18 protein-coding genes and 1 pseudogene are annotated in these 22,335 nt (G+C 73.3%); 11 read left to right on the top strand and 8 right to left on the bottom strand.

The annotated features are described in order from the left end of the window. The first annotated feature begins 253 nt into the window (after positions 1 to 253). From KBX06_RS10515 to KBX06_RS10495, 5 genes are all read left to right on the top strand, one after another. On the top strand, positions 254 to 1,543 hold the full coding sequence (locus KBX06_RS10515) for an ABC transporter substrate-binding protein (protein WP_101414774.1): 1,290 nt from the start codon (positions 254 to 256) through the stop codon (positions 1,541 to 1,543). A 109-nt stretch (positions 1,544 to 1,652) separates the two neighbouring features. Next, positions 1,653 to 2,624: a carbohydrate ABC transporter permease gene (locus KBX06_RS10510; RefSeq protein ID WP_210834281.1), complete on the top strand. Its 972-nt coding sequence runs from the start codon at positions 1,653 to 1,655 to the stop codon at positions 2,622 to 2,624. A 10-nt stretch (positions 2,625 to 2,634) separates the two neighbouring features. Continuing rightward, a complete protein-coding gene (locus tag KBX06_RS10505) occupies positions 2,635 to 3,477 on the top strand; it encodes a carbohydrate ABC transporter permease (protein ID WP_210834280.1) in 843 nt (280 codons plus the stop codon). Then, the gene (locus KBX06_RS10500) at positions 3,474 to 4,907 is read left to right on the top strand and encodes a GH1 family beta-glucosidase (protein ID WP_210834279.1); all 1,434 of its coding nucleotides are present in this window, start codon (positions 3,474 to 3,476) and stop codon (positions 4,905 to 4,907) included. Before KBX06_RS10505 ends, KBX06_RS10500 begins: the two co-directional genes overlap by 4 nt. Before the next feature lie 85 nt (positions 4,908 to 4,992). Further along, positions 4,993 to 6,039: a LacI family DNA-binding transcriptional regulator gene (locus KBX06_RS10495; protein WP_210834278.1), complete on the top strand. Its 1,047-nt coding sequence runs from the start codon at positions 4,993 to 4,995 to the stop codon at positions 6,037 to 6,039. A gap of 231 nt (positions 6,040 to 6,270) precedes the next feature. Here KBX06_RS10495 and KBX06_RS10490 read toward each other — a convergent pair whose 3' ends face one another. Together KBX06_RS10490 and KBX06_RS10485 are read right to left on the bottom strand one after the other, a co-directional pair. Further along, the gene (locus tag KBX06_RS10490; RefSeq protein WP_210834277.1) at positions 6,271 to 7,485 is read right to left on the bottom strand and encodes an acyl-CoA dehydrogenase family protein; all 1,215 of its coding nucleotides are present in this window, start codon (positions 7,483 to 7,485) and stop codon (positions 6,271 to 6,273) included. Then, the gene (locus KBX06_RS10485) at positions 7,485 to 8,573 is read right to left on the bottom strand and encodes a phosphotransferase family protein (RefSeq protein ID WP_210834276.1); all 1,089 of its coding nucleotides are present in this window, start codon (positions 8,571 to 8,573) and stop codon (positions 7,485 to 7,487) included. The genes KBX06_RS10490 and KBX06_RS10485 overlap by 1 nt, the downstream gene beginning before the upstream one ends. 150 nt (positions 8,574 to 8,723) lie before the next feature. Between KBX06_RS10485 and KBX06_RS10480 the strand changes: the two genes are divergently transcribed. Further along, positions 8,724 to 9,410: an amino acid-binding protein gene (locus KBX06_RS10480; protein ID WP_210834275.1), complete on the top strand. Its 687-nt coding sequence runs from the start codon at positions 8,724 to 8,726 to the stop codon at positions 9,408 to 9,410. Beyond that, positions 9,407 to 10,456 carry a GNAT family N-acetyltransferase gene (locus KBX06_RS10475; RefSeq protein WP_210834274.1) on the top strand — a complete coding sequence of 350 codons (1,050 nt, stop codon included), beginning with the start codon at positions 9,407 to 9,409 and terminating at the stop codon, positions 10,454 to 10,456. The genes KBX06_RS10480 and KBX06_RS10475 overlap by 4 nt, the downstream gene beginning before the upstream one ends. Positions 10,457 to 10,586: 130 nt before the next feature. Here KBX06_RS10475 and KBX06_RS10470 read toward each other — a convergent pair whose 3' ends face one another. Then, entirely contained in the window at positions 10,587 to 12,152 is a 1,566-nt protein-coding gene (locus KBX06_RS10470) for an aldehyde dehydrogenase family protein (RefSeq protein ID WP_210834273.1), read from the bottom strand. A gap of 323 nt (positions 12,153 to 12,475) precedes the next feature. Then, positions 12,476 to 13,228 carry an LPXTG cell wall anchor domain-containing protein gene (locus tag KBX06_RS10465; RefSeq protein WP_210834272.1) on the bottom strand — a complete coding sequence of 251 codons (753 nt, stop codon included), beginning with the start codon at positions 13,226 to 13,228 and terminating at the stop codon, positions 12,476 to 12,478. A gap of 398 nt (positions 13,229 to 13,626) precedes the next feature. Between KBX06_RS10465 and KBX06_RS10460 the strand changes: the two genes are divergently transcribed. Further along, positions 13,627 to 16,593, top strand: coding sequence for a glycoside hydrolase family 9 protein (locus KBX06_RS10460; RefSeq protein WP_210834271.1), 2,967 nt, complete (start codon positions 13,627 to 13,629; stop codon positions 16,591 to 16,593). A 114-nt stretch (positions 16,594 to 16,707) separates the two neighbouring features. Here the strand turns inward: KBX06_RS10460 and KBX06_RS10455 are convergent, their stop codons facing one another. Next, positions 16,708 to 17,667, bottom strand: coding sequence for a hypothetical protein (locus tag KBX06_RS10455; RefSeq protein WP_210834270.1), 960 nt, complete (start codon positions 17,665 to 17,667; stop codon positions 16,708 to 16,710). Positions 17,668 to 17,848: 181 nt separating this feature from the next. Between KBX06_RS10455 and KBX06_RS10450 the strand changes: the two genes are divergently transcribed. Together KBX06_RS10450 and KBX06_RS10445 are read left to right on the top strand one after the other, a co-directional pair. Next, positions 17,849 to 18,373, top strand: coding sequence for a DUF488 domain-containing protein (locus KBX06_RS10450; RefSeq protein WP_307854558.1), 525 nt, complete (start codon positions 17,849 to 17,851; stop codon positions 18,371 to 18,373). 58 nt (positions 18,374 to 18,431) lie between these two features. Continuing rightward, positions 18,432 to 18,854, top strand: a pseudogene (locus tag KBX06_RS10445) (SigE family RNA polymerase sigma factor); the annotation flags it as partial. A gap of 433 nt (positions 18,855 to 19,287) precedes the next feature. On the opposite strand, the gene KBX06_RS10440 reads toward KBX06_RS10445, so the two are convergent. From KBX06_RS10440 to bioB, 3 genes are read right to left on the bottom strand one after another with little or no spacing between them, the layout of a single operon-like run. After that, entirely contained in the window at positions 19,288 to 19,794 is a 507-nt protein-coding gene (locus KBX06_RS10440) for a GNAT family N-acetyltransferase (protein ID WP_210834268.1), read from the bottom strand. Between the two features lie 5 nt (positions 19,795 to 19,799). Further along, on the bottom strand, positions 19,800 to 20,003 hold the full coding sequence (locus KBX06_RS10435; protein ID WP_210834267.1) for a hypothetical protein: 204 nt from the start codon (positions 20,001 to 20,003) through the stop codon (positions 19,800 to 19,802). 8 nt (positions 20,004 to 20,011) lie between these two features. Next, on the bottom strand, positions 20,012 to 21,007 hold the full coding sequence (gene bioB / locus KBX06_RS10430; RefSeq protein ID WP_132233178.1) for a biotin synthase BioB: 996 nt from the start codon (positions 21,005 to 21,007) through the stop codon (positions 20,012 to 20,014). 155 nt (positions 21,008 to 21,162) lie between these two features. Between bioB and KBX06_RS10425 the strand changes: the two genes are divergently transcribed. Next, complete coding sequence (locus tag KBX06_RS10425) at positions 21,163 to 22,323, top strand: 8-amino-7-oxononanoate synthase (RefSeq protein WP_210834266.1); 1,161 nt, start codon at positions 21,163 to 21,165, stop codon at positions 22,321 to 22,323. The last annotated feature ends 12 nt before the right edge of the window (positions 22,324 to 22,335 follow it).

Below are 22,335 nucleotides of genomic sequence, written 5' to 3'. Positions count from 1 at the left end.
GCTGAACCGCTTCGGCGCAGGTCGGCAGCCGGTGATGATCGGCAAACGTCCTGGTGGTAACGATCTGGGAACGCTCCCAAACGGCCTATTGACACTCCCGACACCCCCCGGCAATCTCATGGGAGCGCTCCCGGAGTGGTGCGGGTCACCCGCCGCGCACCGGGCGCCATCCGGGGTGGCACCCACCGGGACGCACCACGGCACCCCCACCACACCCGACTGACAAGCCTCACCACCGAAAGAGGGGTTACAGATGCGCCTCACCACGCGGCGTACCCGCCTGGCGGCCGTCGCCCTGGCCGCGATCACCGCCGTCGGCGGTCTCTCGGCATGCGGCAACGACGACGACGAGCCCGCTGCCGGCGAGAAGCCGGCCAAGCTGGTCGTCGACACGTTCGGCGAGATGGGCTACGACGAGCTCGTCAAGCAGTACGAGAAGGAGACCGGCATCAAGGTCGAGCTGCGCAAGACCGCGCAGCTCGGTGAGTACCGGCCCAAGCTGGTCCGCTACCTCGCCACCGGCAAGGGCGCGGCGGACGTCACCGCCCTGGAGGAGGGCATCCTCAACGAGTTCAAGGCCAACCCGCGCAACTGGGCCGACCTGAACCCGTTGGTCGCCGACCACTCCACGGAGTACCTGCCCTGGAAGTGGGAGCTCGGCAAGGCGCCGGACGGCCGGCTGATCGGCCTGCCGACCGACGTCGGCAGCCTCGCCGTCTGCTACCGCAAGGACCTGTTCCAGGCGGCCGGCCTGCCCACCGAGCGCGACCAGGTGTCGGCGCTCTGGCCGGACTGGAACGGCTTCCACGAGGCCGGCAAGAAGTACAAGCAGGGCAGCGGCGGCAAGGCGTTCATCGACTCGATCACCGCCGTCTCCAACGGCGTTCTCTTCCAGCAGGGCAGCGACCTGTTCTACGACAAGGAGAACAACATCATCGCGGACACCAGTCCCGCGGTGAAGGCCGCCTGGGACACCGCCACCTCGATGGTGGACATCTCCGCCAAGGCGTCCACCTGGTCGCCGGAGTGGTCGGGCGGCTTCAAGCAGGGCACCTTCGCGGCGACCTTCTGCCCGTCCTGGATGCTCGGCATCGTCGCGGACAACTCCGGTGCGGCGAACAAGGGCAAGTGGGACGTGGCGGCCGTGCCGGGCGGCGGCGGCAACTGGGGTGGCTCGTGGCTCGCGGTTCCCGAGCAGAGCAAGTACCAGAAGGAGGCGGCGAAGCTCGCCGAGTTCCTGACCAACGCCACCAGCCAGGTGGAGGCCTTCAAGGCCAAGGGCCCCCTGCCCACCAACCTGGAGGCGCTGAAGAACGAGGCGTTCCTCAGCTACACCAACGAGTACTTCAGCAACGCGCCGACCGGCAAGATCTTCGGCGAGAGCGTCAGCAAGATCCAGCCGGTGCACCTGGGCCCGAAGCACCAGGCGGTGAAGGAGAACGCGCTCGAGCCGGCTCTGCGGGCGTTCGAGAACGGTCAGGCCGACAAGGGCAAGGCCTGGGAGCAGTTCACGAAGGACGCGAAGACTCAGGGTGCTTTCTGAGTGATTCCCCTCCGGTGGCGTTCGGGACTCCCCGGACGCCACCGGTCGGTCCCCTCCGCGTAGCACCCTGCGCGAGGGCCCCCGGGCCTCGCCGGAAAAGGAAGTTCGCATGAGCCTGTCGGCCACGACGGCGCCGCCGTCGCCAGCAGCACCGCCACCTCCCGACGTCACGTCCCGGCATCGCCGGAGATACCTCCTCAACCGCCTCGATCTCAAGTACTCGCCGTACCTCTACATCGCCCCGTTCTTCCTGATCTTCGGCGCGTTCGGGCTGTACCCGATGGTGCGGACCGCCTGGATGTCGCTGCACGACTGGGACATGATCGGCGACCACTCGTTCATCGGATTCGACAACTACACCCGGCTGTTGTCCGACGAGTACTTCTGGAACGCGCTGGTCAACACGTTCGGCATCTTCGCCCTGTCGACCATCCCGCAGCTGCTGTTCGCGCTCTTCCTGGCGAACCTGCTCAACCGGACCTTCCTGCGCGCCAAGACCTTCTTCCGGATGGCCATCTTCGTCCCGAACGTGGTCTCGGTGGCCGCGGTCGCGATCGTCTTCGGCATGCTGTTCCAGCGCGAGTTCGGCCTGTTCAACTGGCTGCTCGGCTTCGTCGGTGTCGAGGCGGTCGACTGGGACGGGAACACCTGGAGTTCCTGGACCGCCATCGCCTCCATGGTCAACTGGCGGTGGACCGGCTACAACACGCTGATCCTGCTGGCCGGCATGCAGGCCATCCCGAAGGACCTCTACGAGGCCGCGGCGATCGACGGCGCCAGCCAGTGGCGGCAGTTCTGGCAGATCACCCTGCCCATGCTCAAGCCGACCTTCATCTTCGTGGTCATCCTCTCCACGATCGGCGGGATGCAGCTCTTCACCGAGCCCCTGCTCTTCGGCAACGGCAACATCATCGGCGGCAACCAGCGGGAGTTCCAGACGCTGGCCATGTACATGTACGAGATGGGCATCGTGAACCTGAACACCGCCGGCTACGGAGCCGCGGTCGCCTGGGCGATCTTCATGATCATCGTCCTGGTGTCGTTGTTCAACTTCCTACTCGTCCGCCGCTCGGCGAAGTGAGGAGAGCTCGGTGATCTCGGGTTCCCAGCGCCTGTGGCGCACCAGTCCGTTGACCTACGTGGCGCTCGTCCTGGCGGCGCTGCTGTCGATCTACCCCTTCTACTACATGATCGTGATCGGCACCCGCAGCCTGGAGTCGATCAACGACGTGCCACCGCCGCTGACCCCCGCCGGAGCGTTCGGGGACAACTTCGGCCGGGTGCTCGACAACGACGCCGCCAACTTCCTCAAGGGCATGATGAACTCGATCATCGTCTCCTCGGTGGTCACCCTGTCGGTGGTGCTCACCGGGTCGCTGGCCGGGTTCGCCTTCGCGAAGCTGAAGTTCCGGGGGCAGAACGTCCTGCTGCTGGCGATCATCGTCACCATGATGATCCCGACCCAGATGGGCCTCATCCCGCTCTGGGGCATGATGCAGGACCTCAACTGGTACGACACCCTCTACGCCGTCACCGTGCCGTTCCTGGTCAGCGCCTTCGGCGTGTTCATGATGCGCCAGTACGCCAGCCAGGCGATCTCCGACGAGCTGATCGAGGCCGGCCGCGTCGACGGCGCGAGCACGTTCCGGATCTACTGGAGCATCGTGCTGCCCGCGCTGCGTCCGGCCGCCGGCGTGCTCGGCCTGCTGACCTTCATGGAGACCTGGAACTCGTTCCTCTGGCCGTACGCGATCCTGTCCCCGGAGAATCCGACCCTCCAGGTCTCGCTCTCCTTCCTCTCGTACGCCTACTACACCGACTACTCCCAGGTCTTCGCCGCCACCGCGGTCGGCACCATTCCCCTGGTGCTCGTCTTTCTCCTGTTCGGCCGCCAGATCATCGGCGGGATCATGGAAGGTGCCGTCAAATCGTGAGCAACCCCGCCCGCCCGCCGGCCTCCGGTGCCCTCGCCGAGCGTCCGCCGCTGACTTTCCCGCCCGGCTTCCTCTGGGGCGCCGCCACCGCGGCGTACCAGATCGAGGGAGCCGCGACCGAGGACGGCCGGGGCCCGTCGATCTGGGACACCTTCAGCCACACCCCCGGCCGGACGGTCAACGGGCACACCGGCGACGTGGCCTGCGACCACTATCACCGGCTGGACTCCGACCTGGCGCTGATGGCCGAGCTGGGACTGAAGTCCTATCGGTTCTCCGTCTCCTGGCCCCGGGTGCAGCCGGGCGGGTCCGGCCCGGCCAACGAGGCCGGTCTGGACTTCTACCGGCGGCTGGTGGACAACCTGCTCGCCAACGGCATCGAGCCGTGGCTCACCCTCTACCACTGGGACCTGCCGCAGCCGCTGGAGGACGCCGGCGGCTGGCCGGCCCGGGACACCGCCGCCCGGTTCGCCGACTACGCGACGCTGGTCGCCGACGCGCTCGGTGACCGGGTCCGGTACTGGACCACGCTCAACGAGCCGTGGTGCTCGGCCTTCCTCGGCTACGGCTCCGGCGTACACGCGCCGGGCCGGTCGGACGGCGCGGACGCCGTCCGCGCCGGACACCACCTGATGCTCGGCCACGGCCTGGCCGTGCAGGCCCTGCGGGCCGTCCGGCCGACCGCCGAGCTGGGTGTCACGGTCAACCTCTACCCGGTCGACCCGGCCAGCGACGCGCCGGGTGACGTCGACGCCGCGCGGCGCATCGACGGGCTGGCCAACCGCTTCTTCCTGGACCCGCTGCTGCGCGGGTCCTACCCGGCGGACCTGATGGCCGACCTCGCCGGGACCACCGACTTCGGGCACGTGCGCGAGGGTGACCTGGCGACCATCTCCACCCCGCTGGACGTGGTCGGCGTCAACTACTACAGCCGCCACGTCGTCGCCGCGCCGGTCCCGGGCGCCGAGCCGGAGCCGTACTGGCGGGCGCCGTCGTGCTGGCCGGGCAGTGAGGACGTCCGGTTCGTCACCCGGGGGGTCCCGGTCACCGACATGAACTGGGAGATCGACGCCCCCGGCCTGGTGGAGACGCTGCGCCGGGTGCACGAGGAGTACACCGACCTGCCGCTCTACGTCACCGAGAACGGCTCCGCGTTCGTGGACGAGGTGGTCGACGGGCGGGTCGACGACGCCGACCGGCTGGCGTACTTCGACGCCCACCTGCGCGCCGCGCACGAGGCGATCGAGGCCGGGGTGCCCCTGCGCGGATACTTCGCCTGGTCGCTGTTGGATAATTTCGAGTGGGCCTGGGGCTACACCAAGCGGTTCGGGATGGTCCACGTCGACTACGACACCCAGGTGCGCATCCCCAAGTCCAGCGCCAGCTGGTACGCCGAGGTGATCCGACGCAACGGTCTGGCCGCACAATAGGCCAGGGCCAGCCATCAACGGGCGGCCCCGGCGCCACCCCCGTCCGGGGTGGCGCCGGGGCCGGTCCGCCGTCGGAGGAGCAGACATGACAACGCAGCGCACCCGGTCGCTCGGGCGCCCGACCCTCGACGCCGTCGCCGCCCGCGCCGGCGTCGGTCGCGGGACGGTCTCCCGGGTGGTCAACGGCTCGCCCCAGGTGAGCCCCGAGGCGCGCGCCGCGGTGCAGCAGGCCATCGCCGAGCTGGGATACGTGCCGAACCGGGCCGCTCGCGCCCTGGTCACCCAGCGCACCGACTCGATCGCCCTGGTGGTCTCCGAATCCGGCGACCGGGTCTTCACCGAGCCGTTCTTCGCCGGCATCGTCCGGGGCGTCAGCTCGGGGCTGCTGGAGACCCCGTTGCAGCTCTGGCTGGCCATGGTGCAGTCGCCGATCGAGCGGGAGCGGGTCGAGCACCACCTGACCAACCAGCACGTCGACGGGGTCCTGCTGCTGTCGCTGCACGACTCCGACCCGCTGCCCACCCTGCTGGAGGAGCGCGGCCTGCCCACCGTGCTCGGCGGGCGCCCGGCCCGGATGCTGCAACCCGGCGCGCAGCCGGCGTACTACGTCGACGTGGACAACGTCGGCGGCGCCCGGCGGGCGGTGGAACACCTGGCCGGCCGGGGGCGGCGGCGCATCGCCACCATCGCCGGCCCACAGGACATGGGTGCCGGCCTGGGCCGGCTGACCGGCTACAAGGAGGCGGTCCGGGCCGCCGGGGGCGGGGTCGACCCCGCCCTGATCGCGTACGGCGACTTCAGCGAGGGCAGCGGGGCGGCCGGGATGCGTCGGCTGCTGGAGGTCTGCCCCGACCTCGACGCCGTCTTCGTCGCCTCGGACCTGATGGCGTTCGGGGCGCTGCGCACGCTGCGCGAGGCGGGCCGGCGGGTGCCGGAGGACGTCGCGGTGGTCGGCTTCGACGACGCCCCGATCTCCCGGCAGTCCGAGCCGCCGCTGACCACGGTCTTCCAGCCGGTGGAGGAGATGGGCCGGCAGATGGCCCGCCTGCTGGTCAGCCGCATCCGCGGCGACGAGCTCCCGTCGCCGCACATCCTGCTCGACACCCAGCTGATCGAACGCGCCTCCGCCTGACCACCCCACCCACCTCGGCGAGGACACCGTCCGGCGGCGGCTGGCCCGCCGCCCGCCTGACGCAGTCTCGACGCCGGACCTCCGGGTCGATCAAGACGTTGTCGCCCTCGACATCGGCGTGTCGCGACGAAAACCTCATGATCAACGGGTCGGCTGGGCGGGGGAGCGGGCGGCGGGGCGGGCCGGCGAGCGCGGGGCGGGGCGGGGTAGGACGGGGCGGTGGGTCGTGGGTCAGCTCGACCAGCGGCGCAGTTCGCGCTTGGCCAGCGAGGAACGGTGGACCTCGTCGGGGCCGTCCGCCAGGCGCAACGTGCGGGACTGGGACCAGAGGGCGGCGAGCGGGGTGTCCTGGCTGACGCCGGCGCCGCCGTACGCCTGGATGGCCTTGTCGATCACCCACTCGGCCATGGCGGGAGTGGCGATCTTGATGGCCTGGATCTCGGTGTGCGCGCCCTTGTTGCCGACCGTGTCCATCAGCCAGGCGGTCTTCAGCACCAGCAACCGGGCCTGCTCGATGCGCACCCGCGACTCGGCGATCCACTCCCGCACCACGCCCTGCTCGGCGAGTGGCCGACCGAACGCGACCCGCTCGAGCGCCCGCCGGCAGAGCAGTTCCAGGGCCCGCTCCGCCATGCCGATCAGCCGCATGCAGTGGTGGATCCGGCCCGGACCGAGCCGGGCCTGGGCGATCGCGAAGCCGGCGCCCTGCGCCCCGACCAGGTTCTCCACCGGTACGCGGACGTCGGTGAAGTCGATCTCGGCGTGGCCGCCGTGCGAGGCGTCGCTGTAGCCGAACACCGTCATGCCCCGCCGCACGGTCACGCCGGGGGTGTCCCGGGGCACCAGGATCATGCTCTGCTGGCGGTGCCGGTCGGCCTCCGGGTCGGTCTTGCCCATCACGATGAAGATCTCGCAGGCCGGGTCCATCGCCCCCGACGACCACCACTTGCGCCCGTTGACCACGTAGTGGTCGCCGTCGCGGGTGATCCGGGTCGCGATGTTGGTCGCGTCCGAGGACGCCACCTCCGGCTCGGTCATGCAGAAGGCGGAGCGGATCTCGCCCTCCAGCAGTGGCCGCAGCCAGCGCTCCTGCTGCTCCGGCGAGCCGAACTCGGCGAGCAGTTCCATGTTGCCCGTGTCCGGTGCGGCGCAGTTGAGCGCCTCCGGGGCCAGGTGCGGGCTGCGCCCGGTCAGCTCGGCCAGCGGGGCGTACTGGAGGTTGGTCAGCCCGGCGCCGTGGCGCGGATCGGGCAGGAAGAGGTTCCACAGGCCGCGCTTGCGCGCCTCGGCCTTCAGCTCGGCCATCACCGGGGGCCGGGCCCACGGGTCGCCGGCGGCGGCCACCTGCGCGGCGTGCACCGCCTCGGCCGGGTGGACGTGCTCGGTCAGGAAAGCGGTCAGCTCGGCCCGCAACTGCTCGGTGCGGGTGTCGTAGGCGAAGTCCATCAACGCTCCCTGGCGGCGGTCAGCCCGTGTTCGACCAGCGGTGCCACCATGTCGCCGATCCGGTCGAAGCCCTCGCCGAGCGTCTGCCCGAGCGTGTGCCGGTAGTGGATGCCCTCGCAGATCACCGCGAGCTTGAAGCAGCCGAGCGCGACGTGCCAGTGCAGCGGCCCGACGTCGACGTCGCCGCGCCCGGCGTAGCGCGCGATCAGCTCCGTGCCGGTGGGGAAGCCGGCACGCGGACCGAGCCCGTCGGCGACCGGGTTGCCGGCGGCCGAGTCGCTGCCGCCGAGCACGTCCCAGTAGGTCAGCAGCAGCCCGAGGTCGGCCAGCGGGTCGCCGAGGGTGGCCATCTCCCAGTCGAGCACGGCCCGTACGGCCACCGGCTCGACGGTGGCGAGCAGGTTGTCCAGCCGGTAGTCGCCGTGCACGATCCGGCCGGCGTTGGCGCCCTCCGGCGCGGTGCCGGCGAGCAGGTCCCGCAGCTCCTCGATGCCGGGCAGCGGCCGGCTGCGGGACCGGTCGAGCTGGCCGGCCCAGCGGCGGACCTGCCGCGCGAGGTAGCCCTCCGGGCGGCCGAAGTCGGCCAGCCCGACCGAGGCGGGCTCGACCGCGTGCAGCGCGGCGAGGGTGTCCATCATCGCCAGCGCCAGCTCCCGCCGCTGGTCGGTGGTCAGCGGATCGGTCTGGGCGCGGGTGCGGAACACCTCGCCGTGCACCCGTTCCATCAGGTAGAACGGCGCGCCGATCACCTCGGCGTCCTCGCAGAGCAGCAGCGTGGCGGGCACCGGCACGTCGGTCGGGGCCAGCGCGGTGATCACCCGGTATTCCCGGGCCATGTCGTGCGCGGTGGCCAGCACGTGCCCCAGCGGCGGGCGGCGCAGCACCACCTCGCGCCCGCCGACACCCAACAGGTAGGTCAGGTTGGACTTGCCGCCCGCGATCAGCCGGGCCCGCAGCGGACCGTCGGCGAGCTCCGGCCGGTGCCGGGCCAGGTGACCGGCGAGCCGGTCGAGATCCAGCCCGCGGGGGGCGGCGGCCGGGGCAGGCGTACTGCCCGGCCCGTGCGCGTCGACGGCCGGCTCGGTCATCCGACTAGTTGATGGCAGCTCCGCCGTGTTGTCAAGGCGGGAGTTGACCCACGGGACATGCCGCGGCAACAGGGGCGAAACGGCCACCCGCCAGGCTGGGGCCCAGCCTGCCGGCCAGCGGTGCCGGCCCGCCGAGCGGAGGGTTCAGACATGTTGCTGCGAGTTCGGGTCACCCTGCCGGACCGTCCGGGCACGCTCGGTCAGGTGGCGCGCACCATGGGCGTGTCCGGTGCGGACATCGTCCAGGTGGTCGTCCTGGAGCGGCTCGGCGGGCGGGCGGTCGACGACTTCACGGTGGTGTGGCCGGGGGCGGGGCGGGTCGAGCGGCTGCTCGCCGGGCTGGCGGCGATCCCCGGCGTCCGGGTGGACGGGGTGTGGCGGGCGATCGGCGCGCCCACCACCTCGGGGCAGGACGCCGAGCTGCTGGCCCAGGTCGCGGCCAACCCGGTCGACGGCGTCGCAACCCTGGTCGACGCCGTCCCCGGGCTGCTCGCTGCCGACTGGGCTGCCGCGGCGGTGGTGCCCGTGGACTGGGCCTCCCGGACCGGCGCCGCCGGGGAGGCGACCGTCGGCTACGCGAGCTGGCGCGCCCCCGTACCGCCGCCGCTGCCGGAGGTGACGCCGCTGCGCGCCCGGGCGATCAGCGTCGCGGCCGGCGCGCACTTCGCGGTCGCGCCGTTCGGCCGGGCGGGCCTGGTGCTGGTGGCGGCCCGGGAGTGCGCCGGAACGCCGGCCGCGGCGGCGTTCCACGCCACCGAGGTCGACCGGCTGGCGCAGCTCGTGCGGGCCGCCGCGGTGATCCTCGGCGACCGGCTCGACCTGGTCGGGGCACCATGACGCTGTGGCGGATCCGGGCGACCGTGGACGACCGGCCGGGCTACCTGTCGGTGTTGACGGCGAGCCTCGCGCTGCGCGGGGTCAACATCCTCGCCGTGCAGGTGCACACCACCGAGCGGGGCGCCGTCGACGACTTCCTGGTCGACGCGCCGGACACGCTCGACGAGGCCAACCTCGTCGCGGCCGTCGAACGGGGGCGGGGGCGGGACTGCTGGGTGACGCGCAGCGAGGCGCGCGGGCTCGCCGACCAGCCGACCCGGACACTCGGCCTGGCCACCCGGTTGGTGCGGGACCCGGACGCGACCGGTGAGGCGCTGCGCACCCTGCTCGGCGCGGACGCGGTCGCCTGGCGACCCGTGCCGGCCGGCCCGGGCGGCGGGCTCGCCGACACCAGGATGGTGCTGGACGACCCGACCGGCGGGTCGTTCACGCTGTGCCGCGCCGTGCCGGGCTTCACGCCGGCCGAGTACGCCCGGGCCCAGGCCCTGGTCGAGCTGTCGGCCGCCGTCGCGCGCCGCGCCGCCGAGCAGGTCACGCTGGTGCTGCCCGACGGCGCCGAGGCGGTCGTACGACCCGCGGCCGCCGACGACCTGCCCGGCGTGGTCGAACTGCACGAGAGGTGTTCGGCCCGCAGCCGGCACCGTCGCTACCTGGGCGGTGCGGCGGTCCCCTCGCAGGCCCGGCTGCGCCGGCTGCTGGAGCCGGCCCGGGGCGTGACCCTGCTGGCCACGGCCGGCGACGCCGGGGCGACGGAGTCGGTGGTGGCGATGGCGAACCTGCTCGTCGAGGGCGACGAGGCCGAGGTGGCGCTGCTGGTGCGCGACGACTGGCAGCGCCTGGGCCTCGGCTCGGCCCTGCTGCGCCGGCTCGTCCGGCACGCCGAGCAGGCCGGCCACGCGGCCCTGGTGCTGCACGTCCACGCGGAGAACGCACCCATGCTGCGTACGGTGCGGCGGCTGGGCCGGCCGGCTCAGGCCGAGCGGGACGGCGCCCTGGTCACCCTCACCGTGCCGCTCGTCGAGGGCGCGTCCGCGCGGCACGGCTGAGGCGTCGTCCGTGAGCACGGGAGCTGTCCGGCGGCGCAGCGGGCGGGCGGATGTCGGCCCGTCGCGCCGTGGGTGTCAGGAAGGGCACCCTGCAATCGCTATGCGTTAACAGGGTGCCCTTCCTTGCACATCAGGTCGTCGGGTAGCTGCTGTAGTCGGGGAAGTTGCCGTAGAGCCGGCCGTCGCCGCCCTGGGTGACGGCCTGCACCAGCAGGTCGCCGCCGACGAAGGCGCCCTTCCAGGACGCGCCCCGGCCGCCGAACGGCTCGTCCCGGTCACCCCGGGAGCGCGGCTTGTTGATGCCCACCTTGAACGCCTGGAGGTCGACCGCGAGCTTGCCGGCCAGCTCCTCGTCGTCGCAGGCCAGCGAGGCGACCAGCGCGCCGTTCGAGGCGTTCATCGCGGCCAGCAGCTCATCGGTGGTGTCCACCACGACGATGGTGTCGACCGGGCCGAACGGCTCGGCGTGCATCAGCCGGGAGCGGCCGGGCGGGGCCAGCAGCACCGACGGGGCCACGTACGCGGAGGTGTCCTGCCCGTCGAGGAACGGCGCGCCGCGCAGCTTGCCCCGGTGCAGCGGCACCGCGCCGCCGCGTACCGCCTCGTCGACCTTGCGGCGCAGCTCGTCGGCCTTGGCGGCGCTGATCAGCGGGCCGAAGTCCAGCTCGGGCAGCGGGTCACCGGCGGTCCAGTCGTCGCCGACGGCGAGTGGGTGTCCGAACCGGACGGAGCGGACCACCGGCAGGTACATGTCGAGGAACTCGTCGACGAGGTCCCGCTGGACCACGAACCGCGGGTACGCGGTGCACCGCTGCTTGCCGTACTCGAAGCCCTTCTTCAGGTGCCCGGCGAGCAGGTCCCACTGCGAGAAGTCCCAGACGCCCCAGGCGTTGAGACCCTCCTGCTCGATGAAGTGCCGCTTGTCGCTGTCGAGCAGCGCGGCGGCGACCTTGCCGCCGTTGGAGCGCCCGCCGACAAACGCGACGGCGCCGATCTCCGGCGCCCGTACGAGCACCTCGGACAGTTCCTCGCCGCCGCCGGAGACCAGGGTGGCGGGCAGCCCGGCCCGGCGCATCAGCGCGTGCGCGACGGTGAGGCAGACCGCCCCGCCCTGCGACGGGGTCTTCGCGATGACGGCGTTGCCGGCGAGCAGTTGCACCAGCTCGGCGTGCACGAGCACGCTCATCGGGTAGTTCCACGACGCGATGTTGCTGACCGGTCCGGGCAGCGGCTCCCGGCCGTCGGCGAGCATGCGGTCGATCTCGCCCGCGTACCAGCGGACGCCGTCCAGCGCCCGGTCCACGTCGGCGCGGGCCAGCCGCCACGGCTTGCCGATCTCCCAGACCAGCAGCAGGGCGAGCAGATCCCGGTGGGCGGTGAGCGCGTCCAGGGCGTCGGTGACCCGGGCCTTGCGTTCGGCGAGCGGGGTGTCGGCCCAGGCCCGGTGCGCGGCGGCGGCGTGCGCGACGGCGGCACGGGCGGACTCCGCGTCGAGGCGGGCCAGGTTGACCAGCACGGTGTTGTCCACCGGCGTGCGTACCGGGCTGGGCGAGCCCACGACGTGCCAGTCGCCGCGTACGAGGTTGCGCAGTGTGGTGACGCCGTCGACCGGGGCGCCGAACGCCTCCGGCACGGCGGCCACCGCGCGGGCGAGGGTGTCGGACCAGGCGGTGCCTTCGGCGAGTCGTAGGGCCATCGCGATCTCCTCAGGGTTGACCGGGGAGCGGCGGCGTCGATGGCACCGCTGGTGAGGCGTACTGTCGCGCGTGGGAAAGCGGTGCGGCAACAGTACGTTCGTATGCCGGAACGCCCGCTCCGCGTCCCGTCGGCCGCCCCGCGCCTTCCTGATCGCCCTCCAGCCTGTTGAACTGGGCATACGCGTCGGCTAGATCGATGATTCTGAATTATGTGACGAACGTCCGGTCGAGCCGGGGAACCCGCTGGGACCCCGACCCGGGCCGGGGAAAGGCGGCCGGCCGCCGGACGAGGTGTCCGGCGGCCGGTGGGCGCTTCGTGCGGTCAGCTGGTGAAGGTGACGTTGTCGCGTCGGCGGCGCAGCATCAGCAGCGTGCCGGCGCCGATCAGGGCGAGGCCGCCCAGCGCGATGCTGGTCGTGGCCACGCCGGTCAGCGGCAGGTCGCCCTCGCCGCCCCCGCTGCCACCGGGGCCCGTGGACGGCGAGGCGGTGGTCGGCGTCGACGGCGAGGCCGGGTCCGAGGGCGAGGTCGACTCCGACGGGGACTCCGACGGCTGCGGCGACTGCGAGGTGGTCGGCGACGGGGTCGGGCTCGGTGACTGCGAAGGCGCCGTGCCCGCGCAGGTGTGGCTCAGGTTGAACTTGGCGGCGGTGCCACTGATGGTGGCGCTGCCGTCCAGCAGGGTCCAGCCGGCCGGGGTGAAGAGGTAGGCGTGGATCAGCCGGCTTCCGTTCTTCCCGGCCGGGTACAGGGCGTCGGGGTGGGCGTCGTCCGCGTCCGGGACGGTGACGGTGACCTCGCCGGTGTCGGTCGCGAAGGTCAGGGTGAGGGTCTCGAAGCCGCCCGAGGCCTTGCCGCCGGGCAGGACGAAGTGCCAGCCGTCGTGGCCCGCCGGGCGGTCGCCGAACCGTGGGTCGGCACAGTCCTGCGTGGAGAAGCCGCCAGCGGTCTCGTCCCGGTGGTCCGGGTTGATCGGGATGGTGCCCGACGCCCAGGCCGGGGTGGCGAGGGCGAGGCAGGCCGTGGCGGCGGCGGTGGAAACGGCCGCGCGTACCACGCGCCGACGGTGTGCCATGAGGATTCCTCCGGGATTGGTCGAGGGGGCGGCCCATGATTGCACGGTGAGTGACGGTCCTGGGCATCAGGTGATCGGCTTGAGCTGCCGGTACGCGTCACCCCTTATCGACTCGACGGCAGATTCATCACTCTCGGTGGGCGTGTCGGTGTAACGCTTTCGAGCCTGCGGGCGCTCCGGCGGCCCCGGGCCGTCCGATGTGGTGCGCGGCGGGACGCTTCACAAATCGCGGGTGCTCGCCTTACATTGTCGTCTATCCATGGGAGCGCTCCCGCGCGCTCGTGGTCGTAGCTCCACCCAGCCACGCCACCACCCTCGTCGCCACGCGGACCGGCACCGCCCGCAGTGCCGCGCCCCTCCCGTGCCCGACGGCGGACACCACCGACAGGAGCACCGTCATGCGCCATCCGAGATGCCCACGCCCGCCGGGCAGCCAGCCCCGGGCGCGCCGCCTGCTGGCCGCCGGCACCGCCCTCGCCGCCGGCCTCGCCCTCGCCGTCACCGGCCCGGCGCCCGCGTCGGCCGCAGCACCCGCCGCCGAGACCGGGACGCGGACCGCCTCGGTCACCGGCGGTACACCCGCCGGCGCGCTCACGACGCGGACCGCGCCCGCCGCAGCCGGCGCCTTCAACTACGCCGAGGCGTTGCAGAAGTCGCTCTACTTCTACGAGGCGCAGCAGTCCGGCCCGCTGCCCGCCTGGAACCGGGTCTCCTGGCGCGGCGACTCCGCGCTCACCGACGGCGCCGACGTCGGGCTGGACCTCACCGGCGGCTGGTACGACGCCGGCGACCACGTGAAGTTCGGGTTCCCGATGGCGTTCAGCGCCACCATGCTGGCCTGGGGCGCCGTCGAGTACCGCGCCGGCTACGTGGCCTCCGGCCAACTGCCGCACCTGCTCAACAACCTGCGCTTCGTCAACGACTACTTCATCCGGGCGCACCCGGCCCCCAACGTCCTCTACGGCCAGGTCGGCAACGGCGACGACGACCACAAGTGGTGGGGCCCGGCCGAGGTGCTGCCGATGGCGCGGCCCGCGTACAAGATCGACGCGAGCTGTGGCGGCGCGGACCTGGCCGGCGAGACGGCGGCGGCGATGGCCGCGTCGTCGATGGTCTTCCGGCCCACCGACGCCGCCTACGCCGACCGGCTGCTCGGGCACGCGAAGCAGCTCCACACGTTCGCCGACACCGTGCGCAGGAATTACCACGAGTGCATCACCGACGCCACCAGCTTCTACCGCTCCTGGAGCGGCTGGCAGGACGAGCTGGTCTGGTCCGCGATCTGGCTGCACCGGGCCACCGGCGAGGCCGCCTACCTCGCCAAGGCCGAGAGCGAGTACGACAAGCTCGGCACCGAGAACCAGAGCACCACCCGGTCCTACAAGTGGACCATCGCCTGGGACAACAAGCAGTTCGGCGCGTACGTGCTGCTGGCCAACCTGACCGGCAGGCAGAAGTACGTCGACGACGCCAACCGCTGGCTCGACTACTGGACCGTCGGCGTCAACGGGCAGCGGGTGCCGTACTCGCCCGGCGGGATGGCCGTGCTCGACTCGTGGGGGGCGCTGCGCTACGCCGCGAACACCGCCTTCGCCGCCCTCGTCTACAGCGACAAGACCACCGACGCCACCCGCAAGGCCCGCTACCACGACTTCGCCGTGCGGCAGATCGACTACGCGCTCGGCGACAACCCGCGCGCCTCCAGCTACGTCATCGGCTTCGGGGCCAACCCGCCGAAGAACCCGCACCACCGCACCGCGCACGGCTCCTGGTGGGACAGCCAGACCGTGCCCGCCGAGACCCGGCACACCCTCTACGGCGCGCTGGTCGGCGGCCCGTCGGCGCCGAACGACGCGTACACCGACAACCGGTCGGACTACGTGATGAACGAGGTCGCCACCGACTACAACGCCGGCTTCAGCTCCGCGCTGGCCCGCCTCGCCCAGGAGTACGGCGGCACCCCGCTCGCCGGCTTCCCCCGCGCCGAGACGCCCGACATCGACGAGCTGACCGTGGAGACCACCGTCATGCAGGCCGAGCCACGCGCCACCGGCCTCAAGGCGATCGTCTACAACAAGTCCGCGTTCCCGGCCCGCGCCCTGACCGACGGGAAGTTCCGCTACTACTTCCGCCCCGACGGCACCGGCCCGGTCACCGTGACCCCCGGCTACACCCAGGGCTGCCCGTCGCCGTCCACGGCCAGGCAGTTCTCCGGCGACGTCTGGTACGTCGAGGTGGACTGCACCGGGCACACCATCGCGCCCGCCGGGCAGTCGCAGCACCGGATGGAGGTGCAGTTCAAGATCGGTGTGCCCGAGGGCGGCACCTGGGACCCGACGAACGACCCGTCGTACCAGCCAGCGGCCGGGCCGAACCGGAAGGTCACCCTCTACTCCGGCGCGACCCGGGTCTGGGGCGAGGAGCCCGGCCCGGCCACCCCGGACACCACCGCGCCGACCGTGCCCGGCACCCCCGTCGCCTCGGCGGTCACCGCGACCGGGCTGACCCTGACCTGGCCCGCGTCCACCGACGCCGGCGGCAGCGGGCTGGCCGGCTACGAGGTCACCCGGGCGCAGGTGGGCAGCGACGCGCTCGTCCGGCTCGACGCCGCCACCAACTCGCTGGCCGTGACCGGGCTGCTGCCCGAGCGGACGTACCGGTTCACGGTGCGGGCCCGCGACGGCGCCGGCAACCGGTCGGCCGCCTCGCCCGTGGCCGAGGTGACCACGCCCGTCGCGCCGGCCCCCGACACCGTCGCGCCGACCCGCCCCGGCACCCCGACCGCCTCGGCGGTCACCGCCACCGGGCTCACGTTGAGCTGGGCGGCGTCGACCGACAACGTCGGGGTCACCGGTTATCGCGTCTACCGGTCGGCCGCCGGCGGGGACACGCTGGTCGGCTCGCCCACCGGCACCACGCTGGCGGTGACCGGGCTGACCGCCGCCACCGCGTACCAGTTCCACGTGGTGGCCGTGGACGCGGCCGGCAACGCCTCGGCGGCGTCCGCGCCGGTCGCCGTCACCACCGCCGACCCGCCCGCGTCCGGCGGCTGCGCCGTGACCTGGACGACCAGCGGCTGGGACAGCGGCTTCACCGCGAACGTCACCCTCACCAACACGGGCACCACCGCGATCGACGGCTGGACGCTCGCCTTCACCTTCCCCCACGCCGGCCAGAAGGTCGGCCAGGGCTGGTCGGCGACGTGGACCCAGACCGGCGCCGCGGTCACCGCCACCAGCCTCTCCTACAACGGCCGGCTCGCGCCGGGCGCGTCGACCAGCTTCGGCTTCAACGGCACCCACACCGGATCGAACCCGAAGCCCGCCGCGTTCACCCTCAACGGCACCCCCTGCACCGTCGCCTGACGCACTCGAAGCCGGTGGCGCGGACGTCACCGTCCGCGCCACCGGCGGACGTCACCGTCCGCGCCAGCCGGAATCTTGGACAGTTGTTCTCGCGGAACGGCAACTGTCCAAGATTCACCCCTCGGGGCGCCAGCCGGCGGCCGTCAGGGCGCGGCGGAGGGAGTCGGCCACCTCGGTGGGGCGGGCGCGGATCAGCCACGCCGGGAAGCGGAGGATGCGGTCCCCCGAGGTCCAGACGTCGTTCTGGCGACGCATGTCGGCCGCCCAGTGCCGGACGTCCATGTGGTGCGCGCCGTCGATCTCGACGTGCAACCCCCACTCCCGCCAGTACGCGTCGAGCCACCGCGTCCGCCCGGAGGCGTCGGCGCGCCGCTGCTGGAGGCGGGGCGCGGGCAGGCCGTGGCGGCGGCAGAGCCGGACGAAGTCGATCTCCGAGAGCGCTTCGGCACCGCCGGCGATGTCGGCCACGGTCTGCCGGATCAGCGCCCGCCGAGGAGCCCGCGGCAGCGCCTCCACCACCGCCGACAACTCCTCCGGCGTGACCCGTCGCTGCTGACAGCCGGCCGCCAGCGCCGCCTGCGCCTGGTCGACCGTGCGGGCTGAGCCGGCCGCGTCCACCAGTGCCCGGGCGGTGGTGGTGCGCGGCGGGCGGGCGAGCTGAAGGTGCGCCGGCGGCAGCTTCGACGCGCGGTGCACGACGACCGCCGGCATGTCGATCGGCAGCCGGCCCAGCACGGTGCGCCCCGGCCGCCGGTGCGCCGGCACGAGCACGTGCAGCGGCTCGCGCCGCAGTCCGCGTACGCCCGCCTCGGCGGCAGCCGTCGGGCCGGCCAGGACAGCACCGGAACCCGTGGCGAGGACGGCGACCCACAACTGCTGGTCCCGGGTCAGCCGGCCGTTGCCCATCAGCACGACGCCCCGGCAGATCGCGCGCCACCGCCCGGAGCGCACGCGTCCGCGTACGGTGCCCTCGGTCAGCGACCGGGTCGCCTGTGCGGTGGTGACGACGCCGGCCTGCTCGAACGCCAGCCAGTCGAGGGCGTCGGCCTCGTCGGCCGGGAGGTCGGGGCACACCCGTCGCAGCCTCGCCGCCGCCCGCGCCGCCCGCCGCCCCGCGCGCGGATCCCGGACGGTCTGCGACTCGCGTGCTCGACCGGCGCGACCGGGTCGCAGAAGCGGGTCGACGGCATGGCGGGTGCGATCGGTGCCGGCCCTCCGGGCGGTAGCCGCCCCGGATTCGGGGCATTCCCTCCTCGTGGAGTTGCTGACGGTGGGGCACGGGGCGGCGGACCGGGAACGGCTGGGCGAGCTGCTGACGGGTGCCGGGGTCGCGCTCGTCGTGGACGTGCGGCGGTTCCCGGCGAGCCGGACCAACCCCGACGTACGCCGGGAGGAACTGGCCCGCTGGCTGCCGGCGGCCGGCGTGGAATACCGCTGGGAGCAGCGCCTCGGCGGCCGTCGGCACACCCCGGCCGGCACCGAGGAGCCGGACACCTGGTGGACCGTGGCCGCCTTCCGGGCGTACGCGGCGTACACCCGTACCGCCGACTTCCGGGCGGCGCTGGAGACGGTGCTGGCGGACGCGGCGGCCCGGACCACGGCGGTGATGTGCAGCGAGAGCGTCTGGTGGCGCTGCCACCGGCGGCTGGTCGCCGACGTCGTCGTCCTGGGGCGCGGCGTGCCGGTGTCCCACCTGATGCCCGACGGCCGGCTCACCCCGCACCGCCCCGCCGAGGGCGCCCGCCGGCTGCCGGACAGCGACCTGATCTGGGACGCCTGAAAAGCTCCCCGCCGGACCCACCCGCGCGGCCGCCGCCGGGCGTGCTCCGTGTCAGGAGGTGGGCGTGGACCCTGAGGAGTCGTTCCGGGCGTACGTGTCCGGGCGGATCGCGGCGCTGTCCCGGGCGGCGTGGCTGCTGACCGGTGACCAGCACCAGGCCGAGGATCTCGTGCAGCTCACGTTGGTCCGGGTAGCTCGGCACTGGGAGCGGGTGAGCGCGGCCGGCGACCCCGAGCCGTACGTCCGGCGGACCATGTACACCCAGCACGTCTCGCTCTGGCGGCGTCGCTGGCGGGACGTGGACCTGCGCGCGGACCCGCCGGAGCAGGCGATGCCCGACGGGACCGCCGGCGTCGCCCGCGCGATGGTGGTCCGTGAAGCACTGGCCCGGCTCGCCCCACGCCAACGGGCCGTGCTGGTGCTGTGCTTCTTCGAGGACCTCACCGAGGCGGAGACCGCTGACGCACTCGGCTGCTCGGTCTCGACCGTCAAGCTGCCGTACATGTGGCAGGCCACCGTGCAGCAGGACCCGCCCGGGCCGGCCTCGCTGCTGTTCAGCGGCGGCGGCCTCGGCCTGCGCGGTGTCGACGGCCTCGACCACGAGGGCAAGGTCGCGGTCCTCGGCCGCGATGGCCGGTACCGGGTGTTGCTCTACGGCGGCCGGGACAGTGTCGCGGGGGAGGAGGTGCTGCTCTCCCCGGACGGCCGGTACGTCGCCGACGATTCCAACGACGGCTGGGTGGGCGTCACCGACCTCACCGACGGCAGCCGCCGGGTTTGTTCGTGGCCGTGCCGCCGGCCCTGCTCGTCGCCGCTGTGCTGGGGGCGGTGCTGCTCTGGCGGCGGCGCCGACGATGGCTGCGGACGATCCGCCCCGCCCCGCCGGGCCGCTGACGAGGCTCGACCCGGTCGGCTCAGTCGGCCAGTTCGTCGGCGAGCAGGTCCATCAGCAGCCCGTCGTGCCAGCGCCCGTCCTCGCCGCGCTCGTAGCGGCGCAGTACCCCGACGGGGCGGAAACCCACCTTCGCGTACGCCCGGACGGCCGCCGTGTTCGCCGCCGCCGGGTCGATGGTGAACCGGTGGTGGCCGTGCTCGTCGACCAGGTGCCGGACCAGGGTGCGGATCGCGTCCCCGCCCAGCCCGGCGCCGCGTACCGCCGGGTCGAGGAACACGTCCATGCTGGCGTGCCGGTAGTCGGGGTCGTCCTCGGCGTACCACTGGATCGCCCCGACCATCCGGCCGTCGTGTTCGATCGCGTACACCGACAGGGCCTCGTCGGCGAGGTCGGCCCGCACGGCCGCGGCGAGGTCGTCGCCACCGCGCCACCAGCGGCGGACCTCCGGGGTGGCCCGGATCGCGGCGAGCGCCACCACGTCGTCGGCCGTCGCCGGCCGCAGGGTCACCGCCCGGCCACGCAGCATCCGCCTCAGCCCCGGATCTCGCCGTGCTCGACGCAGACCGCCGCCCAGCCGACCGGCAGCACCTGCACCTTCATCCGCCGGCGGCAGTGTGCGCAGAAGCGCGGCGGCTCCAGCACCCGCGCCGCCGCACACCCGTCGTGCGACCCGACCGCCACGGCCTCGCCGCACCGGTCGCACCAGGCGGCCGTCGCCGCGTCACTCGTCGTCACCGGGGCGCTCACAGCGTGGCGGAGAGCGCCTTGACCGGCATCTTCAGGTCGTCGAGCAGCTCCAGGTCGGCGGTCGCCGGCCGGCCCAGGGTCGTCAGGTAGTTGCCGACGATGACCGCGTTGATGCCACCGAGCAGACCGTCCCGGGTGCCCAGGTCACCGAGGGTGATCTCCCGGCCGCCCGCGTACCGCAGGATCGTGCGCGGCATGGCCAGCCGGAAGGCCGCGATGGCACGCAGCGCGTCCTTGCCCTCCACCACCGGACGGTCGCCCAGCGGGGTGCCGGGGCGGGGGTTGAGGAAGTTCAGCGGGACCTCGTGCGGGTCCAGCTCGGCGAGCTGCGCGGCGAACTCGGCCCGCTGCTCCACCGTCTCGCCGAGGCCGAGGATGCCGCCGCAGCACACCTCCATGCCGGACTCGCGGACCATCCGCAGCGTCTCCCAGCGCTCCTCCCAGGAGTGCGTGGTGACCACGTTGGGGAAGTAGGAGCGGCAGGTCTCCAGGTTGTGGTTGTAGCGGTGCACGCCCATGTCGACCAGCTCGTCGACCTGCTCCTTGCTGAGCATGCCCAGCGACGCGGCCACCTGGATGTCGACCTCGGCCTTGATCGCCGCGACGCCCTCGCGCATCTGCTTCATCAGCCGGGCGTCGGGGCCGCGCACGGCGGCCACGATGCAGAACTCCGTGGCCCCGGTCGCGGCCGTCTGCTTCGCCGCCTCGACCAGCGACGGGATGTCCAGCCAGACCGAGCGGACCGGTGAGGTGAACAGGCCGGACTGCGAGCAGAAGTGGCAGTCCTCGGGGCATCCGCCGGTCTTCAGCGAGACGATGCCCTCGACCTCCACCTCCGGCCCGCACCAGCGCATCCGCACCTCGTGGGCGAGCTGGAGGGCGGCGGGCAGTTGCTCGTCGGGCAGGTTCAGCACGGCGAGGACGCCGGCCTCGTCGAGGCCGACGCCGTTCTCCAGCACCTGGGTTCGGGCCTGGTCGAGGATCTCTGGCATGGCTCGTACCCTACAAGGCCAGCTGGCCGGGATGAACGGCCCGCGTGTCGGGGCCGGGGGCGCAGGGGTGGACACGCCGGGCGGTGACCGGCGGATGGTAATTTCGCCCGGCGGAAGCGGCCGACGGCGGCCGGCGCGGGCGTGTGGGGGTGACGGTGGCGGACTGGCTGGCGGCGCTCGACCGCCGCGCCGAACTGCGCGCGAAGGCGGGACTGACCCGCCGGCTGCGACCGCGGGCCGCCGGCGACGCCGTGGTCGACCTGGCCGGCAACGACTACCTGGGCCTGGCCACCCACCCCGAGGTCACCGCCGCCGCGGCGCGGGCGCTGTCGGCGTACGGGCTGGGGGCCACCGGGTCGCGGCTGGTGCGCGGCTCCACCGACGTCCACCACGCTCTCGAGGACGCCCTCGCCGACTGGCTCGGCGTCGACCGGGCACTCGTCTTCTCCTCCGGCTACCTGGCCAACCTCGGGGCGGTGCGGGCGCTGGTGCGGCCCCGTACGCTGCTGGTCTCCGACGCCCACAACCACGCGTCCCTGATCGACGGCTGCCGCATCTCCGGCGCGGAGACCGTGGTGACCCCGCACGCCGACGTGGCGGCGGTCGCCGCCGCGCTCGCCGCCGCGCCGGGGCGGCCGGCGGTGGTCGTCACCGAGTCGGTCTTCTCCGTCGACGGCGACCTCGCCCCGCTGGCCCGCCTGCACGCCGTCGCCCGGGAACACGGCGCGCTGCTGCTGGTCGACGACGCGCACGCCCTCGGCGTGACCGGTCCGGCCGGCGCCGGGGGTGTCGCCGCCGCCGGCCTCGCCGGCCAGCCCGACGTGGTCGTCACCGCCACCCTCTCCAAGGCCCTCGGCGGCGCGGGCGGGGTGGTCGCCGGGCCGGCGGAGTTCGTCCGGCACGTGATCGAGACCGGCCGGACCTTCATCTTCGACACCGCGCTGCCCCCGGCCGTGGCCGCGGGTGTGCACGCCGCCGTCAGCCTGGCCCGCGCCGGCGACGACCTGCGCGCCGAACTGGCCGACCGGGCCGCCCTGGCCGTGCGCCGGCTGGGCGCCGCCGGGCTGGCGGTCTCCGCCCCCGACGGCGCGGTCGTCTCGGTCACCGCCCCCGGCCCCGAGGCGGCGACCGCCTGGGCGGCCGACTGCCGCGACCGGGGGGTCGCCGTGGGCTGCTTCCGGCCGCCGTCCACGCCGGACAGCCGGTCCCGGCTGCGGCTGACCATCGGCGCCGGCGTCCCCCGGGCGGATTTCGAGCGTGCCCTGGAGACCATCGTGGAATGTGCCCCGCAGTCGCGGACAAGGGTCGCCCCGTGAGCCGCGGTGGCG

Source organism: Micromonospora sp. C31 (assembly GCF_018070575.1).
GTDB lineage: Bacteria > Actinomycetota > Actinomycetes > Mycobacteriales > Micromonosporaceae > Micromonospora.
The sequence above is the reverse complement of the archived record's forward strand: the minus strand, read 5'-3'. Positions and strand labels throughout refer to the sequence as shown.